The sequence below is a fragment of the Xanthobacter sp. DMC12 genome (assembly GCF_056314105.1).
On the sequence record NZ_JBQUYZ010000001.1, the window covers coordinates 1 to 21,060 of the forward strand.

Genomic DNA, 21,060 nt, shown 5'->3' on the forward strand with positions numbered 1-21,060 from the left:
AGATGGTTCCGGGGTCCGAATCGAATGTGAAAGTCAATGGGCTGCCACAGGTGCCGCAATGCGTGCGTACCGCTTGCTCAGACGATCGATATGGGACCAAGTTCCCGGTCTCGACATAGAACGACGTTTGATCCACGGCGACGTAGGTTAGAAAAGCTGCGCCGCTTTGGCGGCGGCACATTCCGCAGTGGCAGTTAACTGAGATCGTAGGCTTCCCTTTCAGGTGGTATCGGAAGGAGCCGCACAAACAACCTCCTTGCATGGGATAGTCCCCGGTGATCTGCCTCATTGCGCCTGGGAAGGGGCACTTCTACCACATCGCCCGCGCTAGGCGGCAACCGAGGAAGAGCGCGGGGCTGCTCACGCCAGTCGCTACAGCCACTGAGCGAGCTTAGCCCCTATATCTCGTGTCCTGTTCTCTTTTCGTTCTCATGGAATCCATAGGCGCAGATCAGCGCCGGAGATGACCATGACGAGCGAGCTACAGCCCGCCGAGCGAACCCCTTTTGACGTCAGCGATGCCGAGATCGAGGAGACCCCGCGCCCTGTGACGGGAACGTTCGACTTCTCCAACAAGTACATTTATGAGTGCATTCGCGACATGTCCCGCGTGCGCGGGGTGGGCGCCGGCATCGTTGACGTGGGCACGGTGGCGGCTACGTCCCTGGCTCTCGACGGCTGCATCGATAAGATCAAGGCCGCGAGAGAGTCCCTATAAGTTCTGCCTCAATCGCGGCTTCAACTCCCGGATGGCCTAGACCCCGGTGCAGCGCTATCTGCCGATGCTGATAGAGTGCATCCAGAACGGCGATATCGACTCCTCTTTCGTCACTACTCGCTGTGCCGGGCTCGAGGACGATCCGGATCTACGCTCAGTTCCGCGATAAGAAGGTCGGCTACAAAGATTGGCCTTATCCATAAAAGGATATTTCCATAGATAAGGCCAATCCGCATTCCCCTCGATAGTTTTATTATTAGAAGTTGTCATGGGGGCATTTAGAGAAAAAAATATCATTTCGAGACGAGAACGCCACGCGCCTCGAATACGTCGCGGATCGCGCGAACGTAGTGCGAAAATCTCTCATTCGCGTGGATGTTGTTCCACTGTCGTGGCCGATCGATATCGATCGGCAGGTCAAGGTCGACTCGTCCTGGGCGTGGAGACATCACCAATACTCGGTCGGCGAGGAAGACTGCTTCGTCAATCCCATGGGTGATGAAGATCACGGTGTTGCCCACGCGGAGCCACATGGATTGGAGATCCATGATCATCTGCTCGCGGGTCAGGGCATCAAGAGCGCCAAATGGTTCGTCCATCAGAAGCAGCTCCGGCTCCTGGATGAGCGCGCGGCAGATGGCAACGCGTTGGCGCATGCCGCCGGAGAGCTCGGCAGGAAACTTGTTCGCGAAGCCGTCGAGCCCAACCTGAGTGAGGAGGTCTTGCGCCGAGCGCCTGTAGGCACCGACGTCCCGCCGCTTGATTTCGACCGGCAAGAGGATGTTGTCGAGCACGGTGCGCCAGTAAAGCAGCAGGTCGGATTGAAACACCACACCGACTTTGGGATGCGGAGTCCGGATCGCGTCGCCATCGATCCGGATTTCCCCTGTCGTCGTCGGCAACAGGCCGGCGATCATGGAAAGAAGCGTGCTCTTGCCGCACCCGCTAGGTCCCACCACCGCGACGAAAGAGCCTGGCTCCAGCGAGAGGTCGAGCCGCTCGAGGGCGGTAACCTCGGCACCTTGACGGGTGACGTAGGTTTTGGAGACGCCGGAGATCTCCACAGCTGCGCCCGTCCGCTGTTCGTGCTGTTTCACCAGTGCGCTCTGCATGCCATTCGCGTCCCTGCGCATCGTCAGACCGCGGGATCCCGCTGGTAGGTCACGCGCTTTTCGATGAGGTTGATGAGAAAATAGAGCGCCACGCCCAGCAGCGAGATCGCCACAACTGCGGCGAAGTTCAGCGTGGTGTCGAGCTGTGCGTTGGCCTGGAGCTGCAGGTAGCCGAGGCCGCGCTCCGCCGCCACATACTCGCCGATGACGGCGCCGATGACCGCGAGCGAGACGGCGACCTTCAGGCCGCCGAAGATGTTCGGCAGCGCTGCCGGGAGGCGTATCTTGAAGAAGGTCTGCCATTCGCTCGCACCCATCGACCGGGCGAGATTAACGAGGTTCTTGTCGAGCGCGTTGAGGCCGACCACCGTAGAAACGACGATGGGAAACAGCGCGATCAGGAAAGCAAGCGTGATCTTCGGCGTCCAGCCGTACCCGAGATACAGGACGAGGATGGGCGCGAGGGCCACTTTCGGCACGGTTTGGAGGCCGACGAGCACGGGGTAGACGGCGCGCTCGAAGATCGGCGAGTAGAAGATGGCCAACGCCAGCGGCACACCAACCAGGACGCCGAAGGTGAACCCGGCCACGACCTCGACCAGAGTGAAAAAGAAATGCCCGCCAAGGAGGGAAGCATCGAGCGCCATGCGCTGTCCGATCGCCAGCGGCGTCGGCAGCACGAATTTGGAAATGCCCAGCAGGGGCACTGCCACCTGCCACGTCAGCAGGAGGGCCGACACGAAGATAATGGGGGCAAAGCGCCCGAGGAGCCGTGTCAGCTGCGCTTTGCGTCGGGGGGTCATGTGCTGCCTTGAGTTTTCGGGTCCCATGGCGGGTCGGGCCGCTGCGCTGCCGCGGCTCATATCGAAATTGTCGCCGATGCGGCGCCCTCTTCCTGTGCCTCGGCAGAGAACGTTCCGAAGAACTCGCCGACCAGCTTGCGGGCGGTGGATTCCATGAGCCGCGCGCCAAGCTGGGCGAGCTTGCCGCCCACGTCGGCCCGCGCGTCATAGATGAGCGCGGTGCCGTGTGGGTGGTCCTCCAGACGGATCATCGCTTGACCGCGGGCGAATCCGGCGACCCCGCCCTGCCCCTCGCCGATAAGCGTGTATCCGGCGAGCGGAGCCACATCAGCGAAGTGGACCCGCCCGGTGAACGTCGCCTTGATCGGGCCGATCCTGAGCGTCGATTTCGCCAATAGCGATCCGTCCTCCTGCGCCGCAAGGAACGTGCACCCCGGGATGCACCGTTGCAGGACGGCAGGATCGTTCATCCGTTCCCATACGAGGGCACGGGGGGCCGGGATGATCTCGGTTCCGGAAATCTCCATCCGCCCCTCCTCAGGCGCCTGCGCTTGCCGGCGCATCGCCAGCGGATACGGCCTTTATGAGCTGCCACACTGCGTGGGGTGTCAGGGGAAGCGCCGTCGGCGTGACGCCGAGGCTCGACAAGGCGTCAGCAACGGCATTGCCGATGACTCCCGCAACGGGCGCGATGGCGTCTTCGCCTGCGCCCCTCAGGCCTAGAGGGTTTCGCGAAGTCCTGGTCTCGTCGAGGGTCACCACCCGGATGTGGGGAAAGTCGGTGGCAGTGGGCAGGAGATAGTCGGCGAAGGAGCCGGTGAGCAGCTGGGCCTGTTCGTCGTAGAGGTATTCCTCAAGGAACACGCCTCCGAGACCCTGCACGATCGCCCCCACCTTCTGACCGTGCACCAGCATGGGATTGATCATGCGACCGACATCCTCGACGGCCACATAGTCGACCACCTCCACTGCGCCGGTTCGCGGGTCCACGGCCACATGGGCGGCATGGGTGCCGGCGCCGAATGGCTTCACCTTTGTGCCGAACGTCCCCTCCGCCTCAACTGGCGGACCGGCCAAACCGGCGAGGTCGGCGAGCGCTAGGGGGGCATGGCCGGGGGCGGAAGGAGACAAGACGCCCGCGGCATAAGTGATTTCCTCCACCGGCCGGCCGAAGGCTTCGGCGGCTTTGATGCGCGCGGCTTCGATGAAGTTCGCCGCCGCATCCATCACCGCATTGCCGCCCATCACCATGGACCGGGAGTGGAAGGAGCCGAAGCCCTCGCCGAGCAGGGTGGTCGAGCCGTGGAAGACACGGATCGTTTCCATAGGCACACCGAGGGCATCGGCGCAGATTTGCGAGAACGCGGTCTCGATGCCCTGGCCGAGCGCCGACGAGCCCACGAACAGGGCGATGCTGCCGTCCTGCTGAAGCCGAATCCGCGAATTCTCCCTCGGTCCCGCACCGCTGCTGTCGACGAAGCTGCCGAGGCCGAGGCCATGAAACTGGCCATCGATCATCCGCCCGCGCAGGTTCTGCTTCTCGTCCCAGCCGATCTCCTTGAGGCACCGCTCCAGAACCAAGCCATAGGCCCCGTTCTCCAGCACGGCCTCCCCCTCATAAGGTACGAGCTGGCCGAGGGCATAAGGAAAGGCTTCTGAGGCGATGAAATTGCGCCGGCGCATCTCTGCCGGGTCGATGCCCAGGTCGCGGGCGGCTATGTCGATCAGCCGCTCCCGCGCGAAGCTGGATTCGAAGCGGCCCGGGCCGCGATAGCTGCCGGCCGGTGTCTTGTTGGTCACGATGCCTTCGACTTCCAGCGAAACGGCTGGAATGTCGTAGGGGCCGGGCAGGAACTGGGCGGAGCGTGAGGCGAGTATGCCGCCCGTGGTGCCCACATAAGCCCCCTGGTCGCAGGTCACCCGTCCTCGGAGGGCGAGGATCTTGCCATCTCGCTCGCAGGCGATCTCGATATCGAAGCTTAGCTCGCGCGAGTGGTTCGCCGCCATCATGTGCTCGTGGCGGTCCTCCTGCCAGCGCACCGGTCGGCCAAGGTGGCGAGCCGCGAACGGGATGAGGAAATCCTCGGGGTAGAACTCGCCTCGGACGCCGAAAGCGCCGCCCACGTCCAGCTCGATAAGATCGATCCGGTGTTCGTCGAGCCCCAACATTCCCGCCAGGACCCGGCGATTGAAGAAGGGCACCTTGGCCGCGCCGTGAACTTCAAGGTGCCCGCGCTCCGGATCCCAGCGGGCGACGAGGCCGCGGGTCTCCATCGGCGAGGCCGAGTGGCGCTGGGTGCGGAAAGTCTCGCGCCGGCGATAGGCGGCCTTTGAGAACGCCGCCTCGGCGTCGCCTCGCTCGGCCACGTAGCGGATGGCGGCATTGGTGCCCTGTTCTTCAAAGAGACACACCGTCCCGCCGCGACCGGCATCGACGCCGGCAACAGGCGGCAGCGGTTCAATCTCAACCATCACCAGGTCAGCCGCGTCCTCCGCGATAGCGCGGGTCTCGGCGAGGACCACGGCGATCGGCTCCCCGACATGACGTACCTTATGGCGCGCGATCACCGGCTGGCGGAAAGGCAATGCCTGCGCGATGGCCGGATTGCGGAAGGGGATGCAAGGAACAGGGCCGTCGATGTCATCGGATGTGAGAACTGCCACGACGCCCGGTAGCGCGAGCGCGCCAGCGGCATCAATGGCGCCGAGGCGGCCGTGCGCGAACTGGCTGCGGACCACAACGGCATGGAGAGCATCTGGGGCCGCGAAGTCGTCCACATAGCAGCCGCGTCCGGCCAGGAGGCGGGCGTCTTCGACGCGTGGCACCGGCTCGCCCATGTAGAAGCGGTTCGGCCGGCTCATGTCGGAGTTCCCCCGCGGCTGGCCTTGAGCCGGTCGCGGGCGCGTGCCACCGCCTCGATGATGGGTAGATATCCCGTGCAACGGCAGATGTGGCCGGACACGGCCTCGCGCACGCGCTCGTCGCTGGCGTCCGGCTCCTCGGTGAGGAGGGCATGCGCGGTCATCAGGATGCCAGGCGTGCAGAAGCCGCACTGCAGGGCATGGGCGGTTCGGAATTCCTGCTGGAGCACAGACAGGCGGTCTGGCTCGCCGAGGCTCTCGACGGTGGCAACCTCCGCGCCATCGGCCTGCACGGCAAGCATCAGACAGGCGCGCAGGGCAAGGCCGTCCACCAGCACCGTGCAGGCGCCGCACACCCCGTGCTCGCAGCCCACATGGGTGCCGGTTAATCCCAGATCCTGACGCAGGCAGTCGGCCAACGTGCGCCGCGGCTCGACACGGACTTCGGCTTCCGTCCCATTGGCACGCAGCCGGATGAGGAGGCCCTCCGTCATGAGGCCACCTGCCGGCCAATGGCATCGGCCAAGGCGCGTTCCGCCAGTGTGGCAGCGAGCGCGCGCCGATAGTCCGACGATCCTTGCGGATCCGAGGGCGGGTCCATCTCGGCCGCACTGGCGACTGTGGCTCCGAAGGCCGCAAACAGATCATCCTGGGTGTGGGCATTCCTCAGCAGGTCTTCGGCATCGGCGAGCCGGACCGCACGCGGCCCCAGGCCGAACGCCACCACGGCGGGCTCGGCGATTGCGCCGTTGGCGCATGTGAACCGCAAGGCGATGCCCGCCATCGCGAAATCGCCGTGGCGACGGGCGAATTCCCGAAAGCCCCAGCGTGCGCCCTTTGGCCAAAGCGGCAGCCGTACGCCGAGGATGATCTCATCTTCCGCAAGGTCAGTGGTCAGCATGCCGAGGAGAAAGTCATTTACCGCTATCGTGCGCCTGCCGATCGGACCGGCGATCTCGACCTTGGCATCGTGCAGCAGGGCTGCCGCGGGAAATTCGGCGGCCGGGTCCGCGTGAGCGAGACTCCCCCCGACCGTGCCACGGTTGCGGATCTGATAGTGCGCCACGTGCCGAACGGCCTCTAAGAGCAGGGGGTAGCGGGAAGCGATCATGGGATGGTGCTCGATGTCACGCCAGCGGACGCGGGCCCCGAGTCGCAGTCCGCCATCATCGAGTGTGATCGTGTCCAACCCCGGGAGGCCGGCAACGTCCACGAGCGCGACCGGGGCGAGCAGCCGGAAGGCCAGCATGGGCATCAGGCTTTGCCCGCCGGCAATGAGCTTCGCCTCGCCAGCGTATGCGGCGAGGAGGCCAATGGCCTCCTCGATGGTCGATGGCCGGTGGTAGTTGAACGGGGTTGGCTTCATCGCCGCATCCTCGCCGTGGAACGCAGGGCCGGCCCGCGCTCAGTTGGCCAGCAGCGTGTTGGTGAAGAAGGCGTCAGCGGGCTTCGGCGAGTCGATGGTTTCGACGCTCGCCATCAGCTCAAGCGCTCCGGTGATGACGCTGGCATCGGTCCAGCCGAGGGGCTTCCCGCTCGCCGCTGCAGGAATGGACTGGGAAGTGGCCTCGATTTGCTTCTGGATGACGGCGGCCGAGGGGCTGTTGGGCCAAGCGGCGCGCAACGCCGCTGTTGCTCCGGCAGGATCGGTGCGGGTCAGCTCCACCGCCTTGGAGGTCGCTGCGATGAACTTTCGGATCATGTCGCCCTTCTTGGCGATGCCGTCATTGCTCGCCACGACGGCTAGGCCTGGCACGATCAGCCCGTATTTGGCCTGGTCGAGGACAATGATCTCCTCGGGAGCCTTCTCCTGGATGATCGGCACGTCGTTGGTGAGATAGGCGCCGATGACGTCGATCTGGTTGCTCATGAACTGGCCGACACGGGCCTGCACGTTCATCTGGATGCGGTTGACCTTGCTGCAATCCACATTGTTGATCTTGCAGAAGATGCCGAGATAGGTGGTCGGTGTCTCGCCCACCGGGGCGGCGACCGTCTTGCCCTCCAGATCCTTGGGCACCCGTACGGGCTTTGCGGGATGTGACAGCAGCACGCTCGGCGCCGCCGGCTGGTATAGCGCCACGATCTTGACGGGCATCCCCTTCTGGATGGCGGACATGGCAAAAATGCCGGGCATCACCACGAGGTCGTCCTGCCCCTGGAGCAGCGTGCCGAGCGCGGCTTGCGAGCTCGCTCCTTCGCCGAAGCGCGGCGCGAGGTCGGCCTGCGCATAGACGCCCTTTTCCTGACCCATGAAGAAGAAGCCGTATTCCCCCTTCAGCTTGTAGCTGAACCTTACGTTCACGTCCTCGGCCGCCGCGGCCGCCGTGGCAGCGAGCGCGAGAGCTGCGGCAATGCCGATGCGGGCCATGCGCCCGATCCGGGCCGAAGGGCATGTCCAGGCTTCGATTGTCATGGATGGTCTCCGCGGCGCCGGCCGGATCTTCGGGGCGCAGTGTTCCCGTTGAAGGCGATAAGGGCGGAAGGACTTTTGTCCATTATTGATCTCAATATGTGATCACAAAATAGAGTGTGTCAAGCGCGTCCGCCGCTCCGGCGGGCAATGGGGAGAGGTGATTAAATCAGTGGCAATTGACCGCAATGGGGTGCCGATATCGAGAGCTTCGCGCCGCTTTCCGCTGCAGTCTGGCAGCGCAGCCCGTTTTGCTTGACAGAGCTATTTGTGATCATTGAATGTGATCAAGTTTTGTAGGTGAGGCCACGGTCGCGCTATCCGTGGGCGTAGTCGCGGTTGGGGCGCGGAGGTGAGGGAGCAGGGGCATGGATGTGACTGTGGTGGGCTGCGGGGCCGGGGCGTGCGCCGCGGCGGTCGAGTTGCTCGCGGCCGGACATCGGGTGCGCGTGTGGTCCCGCTCGCAGGCGACCATCGCTCCGCATCTAGAACGCGGCGGCATAGTCTATAATGGGGTTCTCGGCGAAGGGCTGGCCATGCCGCAACGCATGACCACGAACCTAGCGGAGGCGCTCGCGGGCGCGGACGCGGCGGTTGTGGTGCTCCCCACCTTCCTGCACGCAGGTGTCGCCGGCGCCATGATCGCTGCCGACATGCGCGTTGACATGCCGGTCATCCTCAATCCTGGTCACACCGGCGGCGCGCTGGAATTCGAGCAAGTGTTCGTTCAGGCGGGGCGCCGGCCGCCGCCGCTGGTCGAGTTCTCCACGCTCACCTACGTGGCGCGCAAATATAGCCCGGAGTGTGTCACCGTCAGCGGGCGCGCGGGGGCGGTGCGGGCGGCGCCGCTGGGGGCGGCCCGGGGTGTGCTCGATCTGGCCCTCGGGCTGTTTCCCGGCGCGACGCCGGCTCCTGACGTCCTCGCCTCCGGGCTCTGCAACGTCAACATGGTGCTGCACGCACCCGGTGCCGTGCTGGCGGCGGCCTGGGTGGAGGCAACCGGCGGCGACTTCACCTTCTATGTGGAGGGCATGACCGAGGGTGTGGCCCGTACCGTCCGCGCTCTCGACAGCGAACGGCTCGCGGTCGCCCGTGCGTTCGGCCACGACCTGCCCAACCTTATGGGCGAGATGCAGAAGATCGGCACCATCGATGCCTTGGATGATCCCGACGATTATCGCGGTGCCATCTCCGCCGGCTCGGCGAACCAGCGCATTCGCGCGCCGGGTTCGTTTGACCATCGCTATTACAAGGAGGACTTCGGCCACGGCCTGCTGCCCTTCCTGGAGTTTGCACAGATCGCCGGGGTGGACGTTCCGGTGGCGGGCGCGCTGATGCGTCTCGCCGAGACAGCGGTCGATGTGGACTATCGCGCGGGGGGACGCACGGCGCAGGCCATGGGCATCGCCGGCCTCTCCTTGGGTGGGCTTCTGGAAAAGGTGAGGGCGGCATGAGCTGGCAGGGGCTGACGATCGCCGTAGTAGCGGGGGATCCGCGCGAGCAGGAGATCGCGCGTTGCGCTGCGGAGACCGGGGCTGAAGTGCGCGCCTTCGGCTTTCCCTGGCCCGAGGGCGGCATCGAGGGCGTGCGGCTGGCACAGGATGCGGCCGACGCGCTCAGCGGGGCGGATATCGCCCTTTTCCCTATTCCTGGCATCACCAAGGAAGGCGCGCTCTTCGCCCCGAGCTGCCCGCAGAAGATCATCCCCACGCGGGAGATGCTGGCGGGAATGAAGCCGGGCGCACACATCATCCTCGGCTGGGCCGACGCGAACCTGAAGGCCCATTGTGAGGTACTCGGTATCACGCTCCACGAATATGAGTGGGATGTGGATCTGATGCTGTTGCGGGGCCCTGCCATCGTGGAAGGGGTCCTCAGGGTGATCATCGAGAACACCCGCATCACCATCCACAAATCAAATATTTGCCTCGTGGGGCAGGGGACCATCGGCTCCCTTCTCACTCGCACGCTGATCGCTCTCGGTGCCCATGTGCACGTGGCGGCGCGCAATCCCGTGCAGCGAGCGGCGGCCCATGCCGCAGGAGCAGAATCCGACTCTCTGGAGGCGCTGTCCGAGCTGCTGCCGCGCATGGATATTGTGATCGGCAGCGTGCCCCTTCAGATCCTCGGCGAGAATCTGCTTCGCCTGTTGCCGGCACATGCTCTGCTGGTGGATGTGGCGGCCCCGCCCGGCACCATCGATCGCGACGCGGCCGCAGCGCTGGGGCTGAAGGCGATCTGGGCCCGTGGCATGGGCTCGCGGGCACCGGTCACGGTAGGCCGCAGCCAGTGGAGTGGCATCCGCCGCCGGATCGCAGAAATCCGCAACGGCGGGGCCGGGACCTGAAGAAGAGCTGAGGAGAACACGATGCCATTCGTAGTTGTCGAGATGTGGGAAGGCCGCTCCGTGGAGCAGAAGCGCAACCTCGTTAAGGCCATCACCAAGGCAATGGTGGAGGAGGCTGCCTGCAAGCCCGACCACCTTCACGTGGTCATCCACGAGACCCCGAAGGACAGCTGGGGGCGTGGCGGCATCCTGGGCATTGACATGGAAGAGCAGAAGAAATGAGCGAGGCCATGCAGCAAGCCGCGCCCGCGGCGCGGGTTACAGGTTTTGGCCATCAGCTCATCATGGTCGCCGATATCGACAAGTCCGTGGATTTCTACACGCGCCTGCTCGGCTTCACCATCCGGCCGGCCAAGCCGCTCGCCGATGGTCGTCCGTTCGTCGCGTTCCACCACGGCATAGCGCTGATCGCCGGACGGGAGACGGAGCACCGGCAAATCGACCACATCGCTTTCGAGGTGGACGATGTGCGCGCCATGAGAGAGCGCCTCCGGTCCGCCGAGGTGCCGTTTTTCACGGATCTGCACAATGGGCCCTACGGCCTCACCATCTATGTGGCAGATCCCGATGGCACCAAGGTTGAGCTTTACCAAGTCGGTGCAACGGCCGACGCGTGAACTGCCCAGAGATCAGGTGTCGAACAGCAGCTCAAGGCCGCGGGTGAAGGGCAGCTCGATGCTCTGCCCGCCGCCCACGTTGAGCAGTGCTTGGCCGGTGCGGCGGATGTCGTGTAGCACTGCGCGCTTGGCCGCGCCGGGGTTTTCTGCCTTCAGCGCTTCGATGATCTTGACGTGGCTGGATGCGTCCCATGGCATCGAAGGCACGAGGAAAGACATGTACATGGTCGGGCCGAACTGAAGCCACAGGGATTCAATCAGCGGCATCAGAACGTCCGAGCCAGACGCCTCGTACAGGGTGAAGTGGAACTTCTGATTCTGCGACAGGCAGTTCATGATGTCACGCTTCTCGATGGCCTGGAGCAGGCTTTTGTTGATAGCCGTCAACTCCGTGATCAAGTCCTTCGTGCATGCCTTGGCTGCGCGTTCTGTGGCATTGCCCTCCAATTGCTCGCGCACATCGAATAGGTCGGCAATCTTCTCCGGCGTCAGCCGTGGCACTCGAACCGAACCGCCCTTCGTCTCTTCCAGCGCATTAGCGGCGACGAGACGGCTCAGCACCTCGCGAACCGGCATGGGACTGGTGCCGAGGGCGGCCGCAAGCTTTCTGAGGCTCATGACCTGCCCCGGCAGGAACGCGCCGACCATGAGGCCGCGATACATGTATCTGGCGACGAGGTCGTAGACATGGGCGCGCCCGCGCGTGGCCTTTTCCTCCGGCGCGGCGGGCGTCTTGTCGGTCTTCGCGTTTGCCATCTGGTCCTCGCCGCCGCCGGCCGCGGGGCGCTGTCGGAAGCGGCCGGAGCGGAAGGCGGTCGATCGATATGTGATCTCAATATGTGATCAGTAATTTACTCGTCCGCGATCGGCAACCCGAGACTGAACGAGCTTGACAGTACATGAGCTAAAGCGCCTCGCAAATTCCTTGGCCGGGGGCGCCGCGGCGACGGATCCATTCGCGCTCAAGGTCAGCCGGGGGCCAAGAGCGCCCGACTGACAAGCGTTCGTGGGCCGCGCCGCTATTGAACAGCTTGCCGGAATTTATGGCGCGCGCCCAACGAATGGGCACACAAAAAACTGCACCGATCTTCATCTGGTGTCGTTGACAGCTTCAAAATGTGATCACACTATGTGCTCACAATGGAGACAAGACGTGCCGAAAATCGCCAGCATCGAGACCCTTGTCGTCCAGCTTCCCACCCGCCGGACGCATCAATGGACGGGGCTGACGGAGCCCATCGGTCGCTACCTGCTCGTGAAGATGACAGACGACGACGGCCGGACCGGCTGGGGCGAGGCGCCGGCGCTCAAGGATTGGGGCGGGGAGTTCGGCCGCTATTTCGGCGAGAGCGTCGCCATCGCGGACCTGCTGGTCCAGCGCTATCTCGAGCCCGCCCTTGTAGGCGCAGAGCTTGCCAATCCGGCCGAGCTGCATGCCCGCATGGATGCCGTGCTGAAAGGCTATCCCTACGCCAAGGCGGCGGTGGAGTTCGCCTATTACGACGTGAGCGGCCGCTGGCTGGGCGTCCCGGTCCATACGCTGCTGGGCGGCAAGTCGCGGTCGCGCGTGCCGGTCACCCATTCCATCGGCCTCATCTCGCTGGAGGACGCGGCAGCCGAGGCGGAGAAGGTCGCCGCCGAGGGGATCCGCACCATCAAGGTGAAGATCGGCGTGGACCCGGACCGCGACGTCGCGGTGGTGGGTGCGGTGCGGGCCGCCGCGGGCGACAAGGTAGACATCTGCGTGGACGCCAACGAAGGCTACCGCACGCCGGGCGATGCCATCCGCACCATCCGCAAGATGGAAAAATATGAGCTGAAGTACGTGGAGCAGCCGGTGATGGGCATCGAGCGCATCGCCGAGGTCGCGCGGGCCATCGACGCGCCGGTGATGGCGGACGAATCCGCCTGGAACGCTCACGATGCCATCCAGATCATCGAGCGCCGCGCCGCGCAGATCGTCTCGATCTACACCACCAAGCCCGGAGGCCTCTACAAGGCGATGGAGGTGGCCGCCGTGTGCCGGGCCGCCGGCATCGTCTGCAACGTGAATGGCTCGGTGGAGACGGGCGTGGGCAACCTTGCCAACATTCACCTCGCCGCGTCCGCGCCGGCCGTCACCCTCTCGAACGTCGTGCCGGTCTCCACCCCCGCCGCGTTCCAGCGGGGCCAGATCGGCGGCATCTACTACACCGACGACCTGATAACCCAGCCGCTCACCCTCGTGGACGGCGCCATCGAGGTGCCCACCGGCCCGGGCATGGGCATCGACATCGATGCCGAAAAAATCGCCCGCTACACCGTCGCCGCCTGAACAGAAGCATCCAAGGATAAGACACATGCGTGAGGAAATCCTCAGCCGGCAGGCTGCCGCCATGCGCGAACAGGGCATCGACGCGATCGTCGCCTGCTCGCCGGAGAACTTCGCCTACGCGGCCGGATTCGTCGTGCCGTCCCAGCCCCTGCTGCGCCATCGCCATGCCATGGCGGTGGTGAGCGCGGATGCGACGCTCAACCTGTTCGTGGTGGACATGGAGGAGAGCACGGTGGTGCGCGAGGCACCCGACGTGCCGCTCACCATCTGGAAGGAGTTCTCCGACGACGCCATGAGCGTGCTCGCCACCATGCTCCAAGGCCTCGGCCTCTCAAGCGGGCGCATCGGCCTCGAGATGGATTACCTGCCGGCGGGAGATTTCGCCCGCCTGTCGGCGGCCCTGCCGGGCGTCACCTTCGTGCCCGCCGAGCATCTCCTCTCGCGCCTCCGGCAAATCAAGACGCCGGGCGAAGTGGCGCTGCTGCGCCGGCTCGCGCGCATCGCCGACCAGGCGATCGGCGACACACTCTCGGCTCTCAAGCCCGGCGATACCGAGCTGGATATCGCCGCCCATCTCACACGCAACATCTACGAATTGGGCGCGGAGCACTTCAAGCTGCTCATCACCGCCACCGGTGAGCGCAGCCAGTTGCCGAACGTCGGCCCTACGGATCGCAAGCTTGTGCGCGGGGACGTCTGCCGCGTGGAGATCTTTTCCGTCATCGGCGGCTATCAGGCCGGTGTCTGCCGCACCGCTTATGTTGAGGAGCCGCCGCCGATGGCGGAAGAAGTCTGGCAGGTGATGGTAGATTGCAAGTATCGCCTGCTCGATCTTGCGAAACCCGGTGCCGACTGCCTCGAAATCTACAACGATTTTGTCGGTCGGCTGAAGGCGCACGACCTGCCGCCGATCTCTTTCGTCGGCCACGGTATCGGCCTCCATCTCCACGAGGACCCCTATCTCGGCGCGACGCCTCTCCTCGGCCAGCCGGGCAAGTCGGCGGTTCTTGAAGAGGACATGGTGCTGGGCTTCGAGCCCCTGTGCTACCGCACGGGCTACGGCTTTGGTGTCCAGAACAAGGACCTGATGCTGATCACCGCCACCGGTTCAGAGCTTCTGTCGGACTACACCAACACCGACCGGTTGATCAGGATCGGTTGAGCCATGTCCAAAGCCCCCGGAATCTCGATCGAGGATCTGTCCGTCGTGTTCAAGACCAAGACGGGCGTTACCACGGCGCTCGACAAGGTTTCGTTCGACATCGCGCCGGGCTCGTTCCTCAGTGTGGTCGGGCCCTCGGGCTGCGGCAAGACCACCCTGCTCAAGATCCTTTCCGGCGTGCTTCAGCCTTCGGGCGGCCGCGTGCTGTTCGACGGGGAGCCACTGGCGCGGACCAAAGTGCAGGGGCAGGTGGGCTACGTGTTCCAGCGCGCTCTGCTCCTGCCCTGGCGGAGCGCGCTCGACAACGTGATGCTGACCTTGGAAGTCGCCCGCCGCGGCATGAACCGGGGCGAGCGGGAGGCCGAGGCGCGACATTGGCTCCAGGTTGCCGGCCTCGCGGGCTTCGAGCATCGCTTCCCGCACGAGCTGTCCGGCGGCATGCAACAGCGCGTCTCCATCTGCCGCGCGCTCGCTTTCCGCCCGAAGATCTTGCTCATGGACGAGCCGTTTGCCGCGCTCGACGAGATCACGCGGGAGACCCTTCAGGAGGAGCTGCTGCGCATCTGGGCCCAGACGGAGACGACGGTCGTCTTCATCACCCACTCGATCCCCGAGGCAGTGCTCTTGTCCGAACAGATCGTGGTCATGTCAGCGCGTCCCGGACGTGTACTTGAACGAATCGCCGTTCCCTTTCCCCGGCCGCGCACGGAGGTGACCCGCGAAATGCCGGACTTCGCCGCGCTTGCCTCCCGTATCCGCGGCCTGTTGCGCCACCGCGAACCGGCGGCTGCGCCAGCCCCTGCGCTGGCGGAGGTGTGAACCATGTCGGGCGCCTCGCTATATCGCGTCTCGGTCACCTTCGGTCAGGTGCTCGTCTTCGTCGCGTTCTTCGGCTTGTGGGAAGTGCTGGTGGACCTCCTTGGCATCAAGCCGGTGATCTTGCCCCCTCCTTCCCGCATCGCCGAGGTGGCGTGGGAGAGCCGGGCCATTCTCATTAAGAACACCTGGCCCACCTTCGTTGCCATTTCCCTCGGCTTCCTGACGGCGGTGGTCAGCGGCTTCCTCATCGCAGTGGGCATCGCTTATTCGCGGGTGATCCGTGACCTGACCTATCCGTTTCTCGTGGCGGCGCAGATCCTGCCCAAGATCGCCTTCGCGCCGCTCTTCCTTATCTGGTTCGGCTTCGGCCTCACGCCCAAGGTGGTGATCGCGGCGCTGATCGCCTTCTTCCCGGTGGTGATCAACACATCCAAGGGGCTCACCTCGGTCGATTCAGAGCTGCTGCAATACATGGACTCGCTGGGCGCCAGCACCTGGGAGAAATTCACCAAGATCAGCCTGCCCTGGGCCATGCCCTATTTCTTCGCGGCGCTGAAGATCTCCATCACCCTCGCCATCGTCGGCGCCGTGGTGGGCGAGTTCGTAGCTGCCGGCGAAGGGCTAGGATACGTCATCAACGCCTCCAACATCACGCTCGATACCGAGCTTATGTTCGCAGCAATCATCTGCCTCAGCGTCCTCGGCATCCTCATGTTTCTTGCCGTGGTGCTGGCCGAGCGCCTCCTCATTCCGTCCGCCACGGAAGGCGGCGGGGTGCAGGCCACCATGTGAGCGGCAGGGACACAGACCTCGTGTTGAAACAAAACCTTCCAGCAACAAAGGGGAATGGACATGTGGACGGATCGCAGGTCTCTTCTGAAGCTCACGGCGGCCGCCGGCATCGCGCTGTCGGGGCTTCTGGCGCCCGTGGCGGCGCAGGCGGCCGACAAGGTAAAGCTGCGGCTCGACTGGGTATTCGGCGCCGAGCACGCGCCGATCTTCCTCGCCCTGGAGCGCGGCTACTTTCGTGACGAGGGCATCGATGTCGATCTCCTGCCCGGCGAGGGCTCGTCCGTCACCGTGAAGCTGGTGGGCAATCGGGACGCGGAGTTCGGCTATGCCACCGCCGACCAGATCCTGATCGGTGCCCAGCGCGGGCTGGATCTTGTGGCAACCGCTGTCGTGCTCCAGCAGAACCCCACGGCCTTCATCTTCAAGACGTCCCAGAACATCAAGGATGTGAAGACCGACCTCTACGGCAAGACCATCGGCGTCCAGCTCAAGAGCAATACCGGGCGCCAGTGGGAGGCCATGAAGAAGGACCTCAAGCTCGATCCCGCCAAGCTGCGGGAGGTGCCGGCCGACGGCGCGCTCGTCGCAATGATCGCCTCCAACCGCATCGATGTGGGTGTCGGCTTCTATTTCAACGACGCGCTGAAGCTGAGGGCGACGGGCGAGGATGTGAGCTGGATCCTCTTCGAGGACCTCGGCATGAAGATGTACTCCACCTCCCTGCTCACCAATCCGGCCCTGGTGAAGGAAAAGCCGGAGCTCGTGAAGCGCTTCACCCGCGCGTTCCTGAAGGGCTGGCAGGCGGCCATCGACAATCCCAAGGCGGCTTATGAGGCCTTCATCAAGGCCAATCCCAGCACTGACAAGGTGTATGCGGAGCTGAAGCTGCCCGAGGTTCTCAAACTCACCCAGTCGCCGGACGTGAAGCAGAACGGTCTCGGCCATTCGACCACTGCGGCCTGGGAGAGCCTTCAGGCGCAGCTGATCGCCATGGAGATGATGAAGGACAAGACCGACATCTCGAAAGTGTTCACCAACGACTTCCTGAAGTGATCCCCGAGCACAAAGGGCAGACCGTGGCCAACAGCGACATTCTCATCATCGGAACCGGCTATTTCGCCGAGATCATGATCGGTGACCTGGCGGCCACCGCGCGCGCGCCCGTCAGGGTCACCATCGGCGGGCGCAATCGCGAGCGCATGACGTGGCTCGCGCAGGCGGGCAACGCCCGCTCCGCCATTTTCGGCACGCCGGCCACCTTCGATACCCTCTCGGTCGACCAGTCCTCGGCGGAGACGGTGGGCGAAGCCATCACCGCCGCCGCGCCCCGCGTGGTAGTCCAGTCGGCCTCGCTCCAGTCCCCCTGGAAGGTGGACCGGTTGGACAGCGCGTGGTCGAAACTGGTGGCGGAGGCCGGCTTCGGCATGACCATAGCGTTCCATGCCTTGCTGCCGTCCAGATCGGCGCGCGCGGTAAAGGCCAGCGGCGCCGACATTGCCTTCGTCAATACCTGCTATCCGGACGGGGTGAACCAGGTTCTGGCGGCGTCCGGCCTGCCAATCACCTGCGGCGTAGGCAATATCGGCATCTTCTCGTCCATCATCGAGGCTCTGGTCCCTCCGGAGCAGCGTGCCAGCGTTCGCGTGCTTGGCCACCACCAGCATCTCGTCCAGTGGCGCAAGCCCGGCACCGAGCGTACCGGCGCCCCCGTGCGCGCCTGGATCGGCCGCGAGGAGGTCGAGGACGTGGACGGCTGGACTCGCCACGTCCAGCTTCCCTACCGCGATCTGAATGCCATCTCCGGCGCCGCTGCCGTTCCCGTGCTGCTGGCGCTTGCCGGCCATGGCGAAATCCGCGCCCATGTGCCGGGACCTGCGGGCCTGCCGGGCGGGTATCCGGTCAGGGTCGATCGCGGCCGGGTGGCGCTCGACCTGCCGGACGGGTTGACCGAGCAAGAGGCCGTGGCCTGGAACAAGGGCTTCGAGGCAGCGGACGGTGTCAGCGTGAGCGGTGACGGACGGGTGGTCTATTCCGAGGCCGCGCAGCGTGCGCTTTCGGCCTATAGCCCGGACCTCGCGGCCGGCTTCCAGGTGAGCGAAGTAGAAGCGGCGGCCGCGGCGCTGGGCGAACTGCGCGCCCGGCTCGGCGGTTGAGGCATGGCCCTGCCTCCGCTGCCGGAAACACCGTCCTTCCGTCTGGAGGGACGCCGCGCCCTCGTCACCGGAGCAGGGCGCGGCATCGGTCTTGGGGCCGCTGCGGCCCTGGCGCATGCGGGCGCCCATGTGACGCTGTGCGCGCGGACGGTGGAGGCGGTGGAGGGCGGGGCCGAAGCCATCCGGTCGGCCGGCGGCGCGGCATCCGCGCTGCCCCTCGACATCACGGACCTGCCGGCAATGCAGGACGCGCTAGCGCGGATCGAGCCGTTTGACATTCTGGTGAGCAATGCCGGCACCAATCGCCCTCGCCCATTGATCGACACGACGCCCGAGGATTTCGACGCCGTTTTCGATCTGAACGTGAAGGCCGCCTATTTCCTCGCCCGGAGCGTCGCCGGCGCGCTCATCGCCGCTGGACGACCGGGATCGATCATCCACATCTCGTCGCAGCTCGGGCATGTGGGCGCGGCCAACCGGTCGCTCTATATCGCCTCGAAATTCGCGATCGAGGGCCTCACCAAGGCGCTCGCTGTGGAGCTTGGGCCGCATGCTATTCGCGTCAATGCCATCGCGCCCACCTTCATCGATACGCCGCTGACCCGCTCCTACGGACTGGACGACGACGGGCTGGCTGCAGTGCGTGCGCGCATCAAGCTTGGTCGCATCGGCCGGGTGGAGGATGTGATGGGGGCCGTCCTGTTCCTCGCCGGCGATGCCGCCGCGCTCGTGACCGGGGCATCACTCCTCGTCGATGGCGGTTGGACCGCTGATTGATCCTCACCGAGCGCGAGTTGCCCCGATGTTTCCGACCGGACACAGACGCCTGTCCTCCCTCCTCACCATCGACGACATGCGCGCTGCCGCGCGTCGAACGCTGCCGCGCATGCTGTTCGATTTCGTCGACGGCGGATCCGGGGACGAGGCGACGCTCAGGCGGAACAGCGGCGGCTTCGCCAACTACGCGCTCATGGCGCAGGCCCTCACCGGCGGGGAAAGCCGGGACCAGAGCCGCACGCTGTTCGGCCGGCGCATCTCGACGCCTGTGCTGGTCCCGCCGACGGGCTCCTCCGGCCTGCTCTGGCCGCGCGGGGAGGCAGACGTCGCCCGCGCCGCCGCGGCCGAAGGCACCATCATGGAAGTGAGCGCCGGCGCGACGCTCTCCATCGAGGAGGTCGCCGCGGCCGGGGAGGGGCCCCGCTGGCTCCAGCTCTTCATCTATCGCGGCCGCGGCATCACGCGGGACTTCGCGGCGCGGGCGAGGGCCGCAGGCTATGAGGCCCTCGTCCTGACCGTCGACTGTCCCGTGCTTGGGCGGCGCGAGCGGGACATTCGCAACGGCTTCACCATCGACCCGCACCTGTCGCTCAGCACGCTGGCCGATGCGGTCCTTCACGCGGGTTGGTGGATGCGCATGGCGCGCACGCCGCGCGTCACCTTCCGCAATTTCGAGCCCTATGGGGGCGGCGGGGTGGCGGACATGGCGCGCTACATCTCGACGCTCATCGACCCCGCCGTGTCCTGGAAGGACGTGGAGTGGCTGCGCGGCATCTGGGATGGGCCGCTGATCATCAAGGGCATCCTGCGGGCGGAGGATGCGCGCCATGCTGTGTCTCTCGGCTGTGATGGGGTGCAGGTCTCGAACCATGGCGGCCGCCAGTTCGACGCGACGCTGGGGGCGATCGAGGCCCTCAGAGAGGTTGTCGATGCGGCCGGGGGCGACGTTCCCGTGCTTCTCGACGGCGGGGTCCGCCGAGGTTCGGATGTTTTGAAGGCCATCGCACTCGGTGCCAGTGCGGTCCTTATTGGCCGGAGCCATCTATGGGGCCTCGCCATCGCAGGAGAAGCGGGCGTCCGTCACGCCCTTGCACTGCTGAAGGCGGAGATCGAGCTGGCCATGGCCATCGGCGGGTGGAGGTCCCTCGACGACATCAACCGTGACAGCATCCGCATCGTGGCGCCGTTGCCCGCCGCAGCTTGAAGACAGGAGATCCGAAACCCATGAGCAGGATCGCAGACCGCCTCGCGCAACTTGGCATCGTGCTTCCCGATGCCGCCGTCCCCTCGGCCAATTACGTGCCCACTCGGCGCGTTGGGACCTGCCTCTACGTGGCCGGCCAAGTGCCCACCCGCGACGGACACGATCAGTTCACCGGCAAGGTCGGCGACACAGTGTCCCTCGCCGAGGGTCAGGCGGCGGCACGCCTTTGCGCCATCAACCTTCTCGCACAGCTGTCGAAGGCGCTCGGGGGCGATCTCGACCAGGTGGTTGGCGTCGTGCGCCTCGGAGGCTTCGTGAACGCGGTGCCTGAGTTCGGTGATCACCCCAAGGTCATCAACGGTGCCTCGGACCTCATGGTCGAGGTATTCGGCGACGCCGGCCGTCATGTCCGCATCGCAGTCGGCACGTCCTCGTTGCCACGCAATGTGCCGGTCGAGGTGGAAGGGCTGTTCGAGATCCAAGAGAGGTAGCTCCTGGCAGCGGTAGTTGCAGCGCTTTCGCCTCTGTCGAGCGAGCCGCAGCCCGCCGAGCAAGCCCCTTTTGACGTCAGCGATGCGGAGATCGAGGAGGCCTCGGCGGCCTGCGGTGGCGACCCGCGGGCGACGATCCGAGCGCTTCTCGTGGGGCGCATGAGGTGTCCCGCCTTCCGGCGGATGGCTCGTCAGGCTTCCGCCGGCGCCGCCACGCGCTGGGAGTTGGAGCATGAGGCGCAAGGGCGAGTTCAGCCGGATGCAGCTGGAGCCGGACTATCTCTTTAAGGTCGCGATCCATCCGGACCTCGCACGAGAAATCCACCAGCTGCGCTTCTATCCCTTCATCGCGCCGCGCACGAAGACCATGTTGCTACGCGGGGAGAACCGCGTCGTCGTGTGCTTCGGCAAGGAGGATTAGGCGCGAGCCTACATGCGCCATTCGCTAGGAGAGCTGGTGCGCGCCGAAGGATCTT

24 protein-coding genes are annotated in these 21,060 nt (G+C 65.3%); 15 read left to right on the forward strand and 9 right to left on the reverse strand.

Going from position 1 to position 21,060, the window contains the following annotated elements; translation table 11 throughout:
- The coding region (locus ACT535_RS00005; protein WP_476362900.1) for a GFA family protein at positions 1-289 on the reverse strand (289 nt) is incomplete at its 3' end.
- Positions 290-469: 180 nt separating this feature from the next.
- Here ACT535_RS00005 and ACT535_RS00010 point away from each other — a divergent pair.
- A complete protein-coding gene (locus tag ACT535_RS00010) occupies positions 470-718 on the forward strand; it encodes a hypothetical protein (protein WP_476362901.1) in 249 nt (82 codons plus the stop codon).
- Between the two features lie 293 nt (positions 719-1,011).
- Here the strand turns inward: ACT535_RS00010 and ACT535_RS00015 are convergent, their stop codons facing one another.
- Genes ACT535_RS00015 through ACT535_RS00045 form a run of 7 tightly spaced genes read right to left on the reverse strand, consistent with a single transcriptional unit; the run spans position 1,012 to position 7,911 of the window.
- A complete protein-coding gene (locus ACT535_RS00015; protein WP_476362902.1) occupies positions 1,012-1,830 on the reverse strand; it encodes an ABC transporter ATP-binding protein in 819 nt (272 codons plus the stop codon).
- A gap of 23 nt (positions 1,831-1,853) precedes the next feature.
- Positions 1,854-2,633 (reverse strand): ABC transporter permease, encoded by a 780-nt coding sequence (locus ACT535_RS00020; protein WP_476362903.1) that lies wholly within the window; start codon positions 2,631-2,633, stop codon positions 1,854-1,856.
- A gap of 56 nt (positions 2,634-2,689) precedes the next feature.
- Positions 2,690-3,160 (reverse strand): CoxG family protein, encoded by a 471-nt coding sequence (locus tag ACT535_RS00025; RefSeq protein WP_476362904.1) that lies wholly within the window; start codon positions 3,158-3,160, stop codon positions 2,690-2,692.
- Between the two features lie 10 nt (positions 3,161-3,170).
- The gene (locus tag ACT535_RS00030) at positions 3,171-5,471 is read right to left on the reverse strand and encodes a xanthine dehydrogenase family protein molybdopterin-binding subunit (protein WP_476362905.1); all 2,301 of its coding nucleotides are present in this window, start codon (positions 5,469-5,471) and stop codon (positions 3,171-3,173) included.
- A 20-nt stretch (positions 5,472-5,491) separates the two neighbouring features.
- Positions 5,492-5,989 (reverse strand): (2Fe-2S)-binding protein, encoded by a 498-nt coding sequence (locus tag ACT535_RS00035; protein WP_476362906.1) that lies wholly within the window; start codon positions 5,987-5,989, stop codon positions 5,492-5,494.
- On the reverse strand, positions 5,986-6,861 hold the full coding sequence (locus tag ACT535_RS00040) for an FAD binding domain-containing protein (protein ID WP_476362907.1): 876 nt from the start codon (positions 6,859-6,861) through the stop codon (positions 5,986-5,988). The genes ACT535_RS00035 and ACT535_RS00040 overlap by 4 nt, the downstream gene beginning before the upstream one ends.
- Positions 6,862-6,900: 39 nt before the next feature.
- Positions 6,901-7,911: an ABC transporter substrate-binding protein gene (locus ACT535_RS00045; protein WP_476362908.1), complete on the reverse strand. Its 1,011-nt coding sequence runs from the start codon at positions 7,909-7,911 to the stop codon at positions 6,901-6,903.
- A 365-nt stretch (positions 7,912-8,276) separates the two neighbouring features.
- Here ACT535_RS00045 and ACT535_RS00050 point away from each other — a divergent pair, with 365 nt between their 5' ends.
- The 4 genes from ACT535_RS00050 to ACT535_RS00065 are packed head-to-tail and all read left to right on the forward strand — an operon-like array spanning position 8,277 to position 10,872.
- The gene (locus ACT535_RS00050; RefSeq protein WP_476362909.1) at positions 8,277-9,362 is read left to right on the forward strand and encodes an NAD/NADP octopine/nopaline dehydrogenase family protein; all 1,086 of its coding nucleotides are present in this window, start codon (positions 8,277-8,279) and stop codon (positions 9,360-9,362) included.
- Entirely contained in the window at positions 9,359-10,255 is an 897-nt protein-coding gene (locus tag ACT535_RS00055) for a dipicolinate synthase subunit DpsA (protein WP_476362910.1), read from the forward strand. The genes ACT535_RS00050 and ACT535_RS00055 overlap by 4 nt, the downstream gene beginning before the upstream one ends.
- A gap of 21 nt (positions 10,256-10,276) precedes the next feature.
- Positions 10,277-10,477, forward strand: coding sequence for a 2-hydroxymuconate tautomerase (locus ACT535_RS00060; protein WP_476362911.1), 201 nt, complete (start codon positions 10,277-10,279; stop codon positions 10,475-10,477).
- The gene (locus tag ACT535_RS00065) at positions 10,474-10,872 is read left to right on the forward strand and encodes a VOC family protein (RefSeq protein ID WP_476362912.1); all 399 of its coding nucleotides are present in this window, start codon (positions 10,474-10,476) and stop codon (positions 10,870-10,872) included. Before ACT535_RS00060 ends, ACT535_RS00065 begins: the two co-directional genes overlap by 4 nt.
- 12 nt (positions 10,873-10,884) lie before the next feature.
- On the opposite strand, the gene ACT535_RS00070 is transcribed toward ACT535_RS00065, so the two are convergent.
- Positions 10,885-11,628, reverse strand: a complete 744-nt coding sequence (locus ACT535_RS00070; protein WP_476362913.1) for a GntR family transcriptional regulator — start codon at positions 11,626-11,628, stop codon at positions 10,885-10,887.
- 397 nt (positions 11,629-12,025) lie between these two features.
- Between ACT535_RS00070 and ACT535_RS00075 the strand changes: the two genes are divergently transcribed.
- From ACT535_RS00075 to ACT535_RS00120, 10 genes are all read left to right on the forward strand, one after another.
- The gene (locus ACT535_RS00075; protein WP_476362914.1) at positions 12,026-13,186 is read left to right on the forward strand and encodes a mandelate racemase/muconate lactonizing enzyme family protein; all 1,161 of its coding nucleotides are present in this window, start codon (positions 12,026-12,028) and stop codon (positions 13,184-13,186) included.
- A 25-nt stretch (positions 13,187-13,211) separates the two neighbouring features.
- On the forward strand, positions 13,212-14,348 hold the full coding sequence (locus tag ACT535_RS00080; protein WP_476362915.1) for a M24 family metallopeptidase: 1,137 nt from the start codon (positions 13,212-13,214) through the stop codon (positions 14,346-14,348).
- A 3-nt stretch (positions 14,349-14,351) separates the two neighbouring features.
- Entirely contained in the window at positions 14,352-15,167 is an 816-nt protein-coding gene (locus ACT535_RS00085; RefSeq protein WP_476362916.1) for an ABC transporter ATP-binding protein, read from the forward strand.
- 3 nt (positions 15,168-15,170) lie between these two features.
- Positions 15,171-15,959, forward strand: a complete 789-nt coding sequence (locus ACT535_RS00090) for an ABC transporter permease (protein ID WP_476362917.1) — start codon at positions 15,171-15,173, stop codon at positions 15,957-15,959.
- A gap of 60 nt (positions 15,960-16,019) precedes the next feature.
- Positions 16,020-17,012, forward strand: coding sequence for an ABC transporter substrate-binding protein (locus tag ACT535_RS00095; protein WP_476362918.1), 993 nt, complete (start codon positions 16,020-16,022; stop codon positions 17,010-17,012).
- 23 nt (positions 17,013-17,035) lie between these two features.
- The gene (locus ACT535_RS00100) at positions 17,036-18,112 is read left to right on the forward strand and encodes a hypothetical protein (RefSeq protein WP_476362919.1); all 1,077 of its coding nucleotides are present in this window, start codon (positions 17,036-17,038) and stop codon (positions 18,110-18,112) included.
- 3 nt (positions 18,113-18,115) lie between these two features.
- On the forward strand, positions 18,116-18,889 hold the full coding sequence (locus ACT535_RS00105) for an SDR family NAD(P)-dependent oxidoreductase (protein ID WP_476362920.1): 774 nt from the start codon (positions 18,116-18,118) through the stop codon (positions 18,887-18,889).
- Positions 18,890-18,914: 25 nt separating this feature from the next.
- Positions 18,915-20,093 carry an alpha-hydroxy acid oxidase gene (locus ACT535_RS00110; protein ID WP_476362921.1) on the forward strand — a complete coding sequence of 393 codons (1,179 nt, stop codon included), beginning with the start codon at positions 18,915-18,917 and terminating at the stop codon, positions 20,091-20,093.
- 20 nt (positions 20,094-20,113) lie between these two features.
- The gene (locus ACT535_RS00115) at positions 20,114-20,584 is read left to right on the forward strand and encodes a RidA family protein (RefSeq protein WP_476362922.1); all 471 of its coding nucleotides are present in this window, start codon (positions 20,114-20,116) and stop codon (positions 20,582-20,584) included.
- 232 nt (positions 20,585-20,816) lie between these two features.
- A complete protein-coding gene (locus tag ACT535_RS00120) occupies positions 20,817-21,005 on the forward strand; it encodes a hypothetical protein (protein WP_476362923.1) in 189 nt (62 codons plus the stop codon).
- Positions 21,006-21,060 lie beyond the last annotated feature (55 nt).

What these genes read in the sequence shown, in the direction of transcription:
- ACT535_RS00015 (WP_476362902.1), bottom strand. Translation starts at nt 1,830, where the DNA reads ATGCAGAGCGCACTGGTGAAACAGCACGAACAGCGGACGGGCGCAGCT.
- ACT535_RS00120 (WP_476362923.1), top strand. Translation starts at nt 20,817, where the DNA reads ATGAGGCGCAAGGGCGAGTTCAGCCGGATGCAGCTGGAGCCGGACTAT.
- ACT535_RS00090 (WP_476362917.1), top strand. Translation starts at nt 15,171, where the DNA reads ATGTCGGGCGCCTCGCTATATCGCGTCTCGGTCACCTTCGGTCAGGTG.
- ACT535_RS00045 (WP_476362908.1), bottom strand. Translation starts at nt 7,911, where the DNA reads ATGACAATCGAAGCCTGGACATGCCCTTCGGCCCGGATCGGGCGCATG.
- ACT535_RS00025 (WP_476362904.1), bottom strand. Translation starts at nt 3,160, where the DNA reads ATGGAGATTTCCGGAACCGAGATCATCCCGGCCCCCCGTGCCCTCGTA.
- ACT535_RS00040 (WP_476362907.1), bottom strand. Translation starts at nt 6,861, where the DNA reads ATGAAGCCAACCCCGTTCAACTACCACCGGCCATCGACCATCGAGGAG.
- ACT535_RS00010 (WP_476362901.1), top strand. Translation starts at nt 470, where the DNA reads ATGACGAGCGAGCTACAGCCCGCCGAGCGAACCCCTTTTGACGTCAGC.
- ACT535_RS00115 (WP_476362922.1), top strand. Translation starts at nt 20,114, where the DNA reads ATGAGCAGGATCGCAGACCGCCTCGCGCAACTTGGCATCGTGCTTCCC.
- ACT535_RS00080 (WP_476362915.1), top strand. Translation starts at nt 13,212, where the DNA reads ATGCGTGAGGAAATCCTCAGCCGGCAGGCTGCCGCCATGCGCGAACAG.
- ACT535_RS00085 (WP_476362916.1), top strand. Translation starts at nt 14,352, where the DNA reads ATGTCCAAAGCCCCCGGAATCTCGATCGAGGATCTGTCCGTCGTGTTC.
- ACT535_RS00105 (WP_476362920.1), top strand. Translation starts at nt 18,116, where the DNA reads ATGGCCCTGCCTCCGCTGCCGGAAACACCGTCCTTCCGTCTGGAGGGA.
- ACT535_RS00110 (WP_476362921.1), top strand. Translation starts at nt 18,915, where the DNA reads ATGTTTCCGACCGGACACAGACGCCTGTCCTCCCTCCTCACCATCGAC.
- ACT535_RS00035 (WP_476362906.1), bottom strand. Translation starts at nt 5,989, where the DNA reads ATGACGGAGGGCCTCCTCATCCGGCTGCGTGCCAATGGGACGGAAGCC.
- ACT535_RS00055 (WP_476362910.1), top strand. Translation starts at nt 9,359, where the DNA reads ATGAGCTGGCAGGGGCTGACGATCGCCGTAGTAGCGGGGGATCCGCGC.
- ACT535_RS00050 (WP_476362909.1), top strand. Translation starts at nt 8,277, where the DNA reads ATGGATGTGACTGTGGTGGGCTGCGGGGCCGGGGCGTGCGCCGCGGCG.
- ACT535_RS00020 (WP_476362903.1), bottom strand. Translation starts at nt 2,633, where the DNA reads ATGACCCCCCGACGCAAAGCGCAGCTGACACGGCTCCTCGGGCGCTTT.
- ACT535_RS00070 (WP_476362913.1), bottom strand. Translation starts at nt 11,628, where the DNA reads ATGGCAAACGCGAAGACCGACAAGACGCCCGCCGCGCCGGAGGAAAAG.
- ACT535_RS00065 (WP_476362912.1), top strand. Translation starts at nt 10,474, where the DNA reads ATGAGCGAGGCCATGCAGCAAGCCGCGCCCGCGGCGCGGGTTACAGGT.
- ACT535_RS00060 (WP_476362911.1), top strand. Translation starts at nt 10,277, where the DNA reads ATGCCATTCGTAGTTGTCGAGATGTGGGAAGGCCGCTCCGTGGAGCAG.
- ACT535_RS00095 (WP_476362918.1), top strand. Translation starts at nt 16,020, where the DNA reads ATGTGGACGGATCGCAGGTCTCTTCTGAAGCTCACGGCGGCCGCCGGC.
- ACT535_RS00030 (WP_476362905.1), bottom strand. Translation starts at nt 5,471, where the DNA reads ATGGGCGAGCCGGTGCCACGCGTCGAAGACGCCCGCCTCCTGGCCGGA.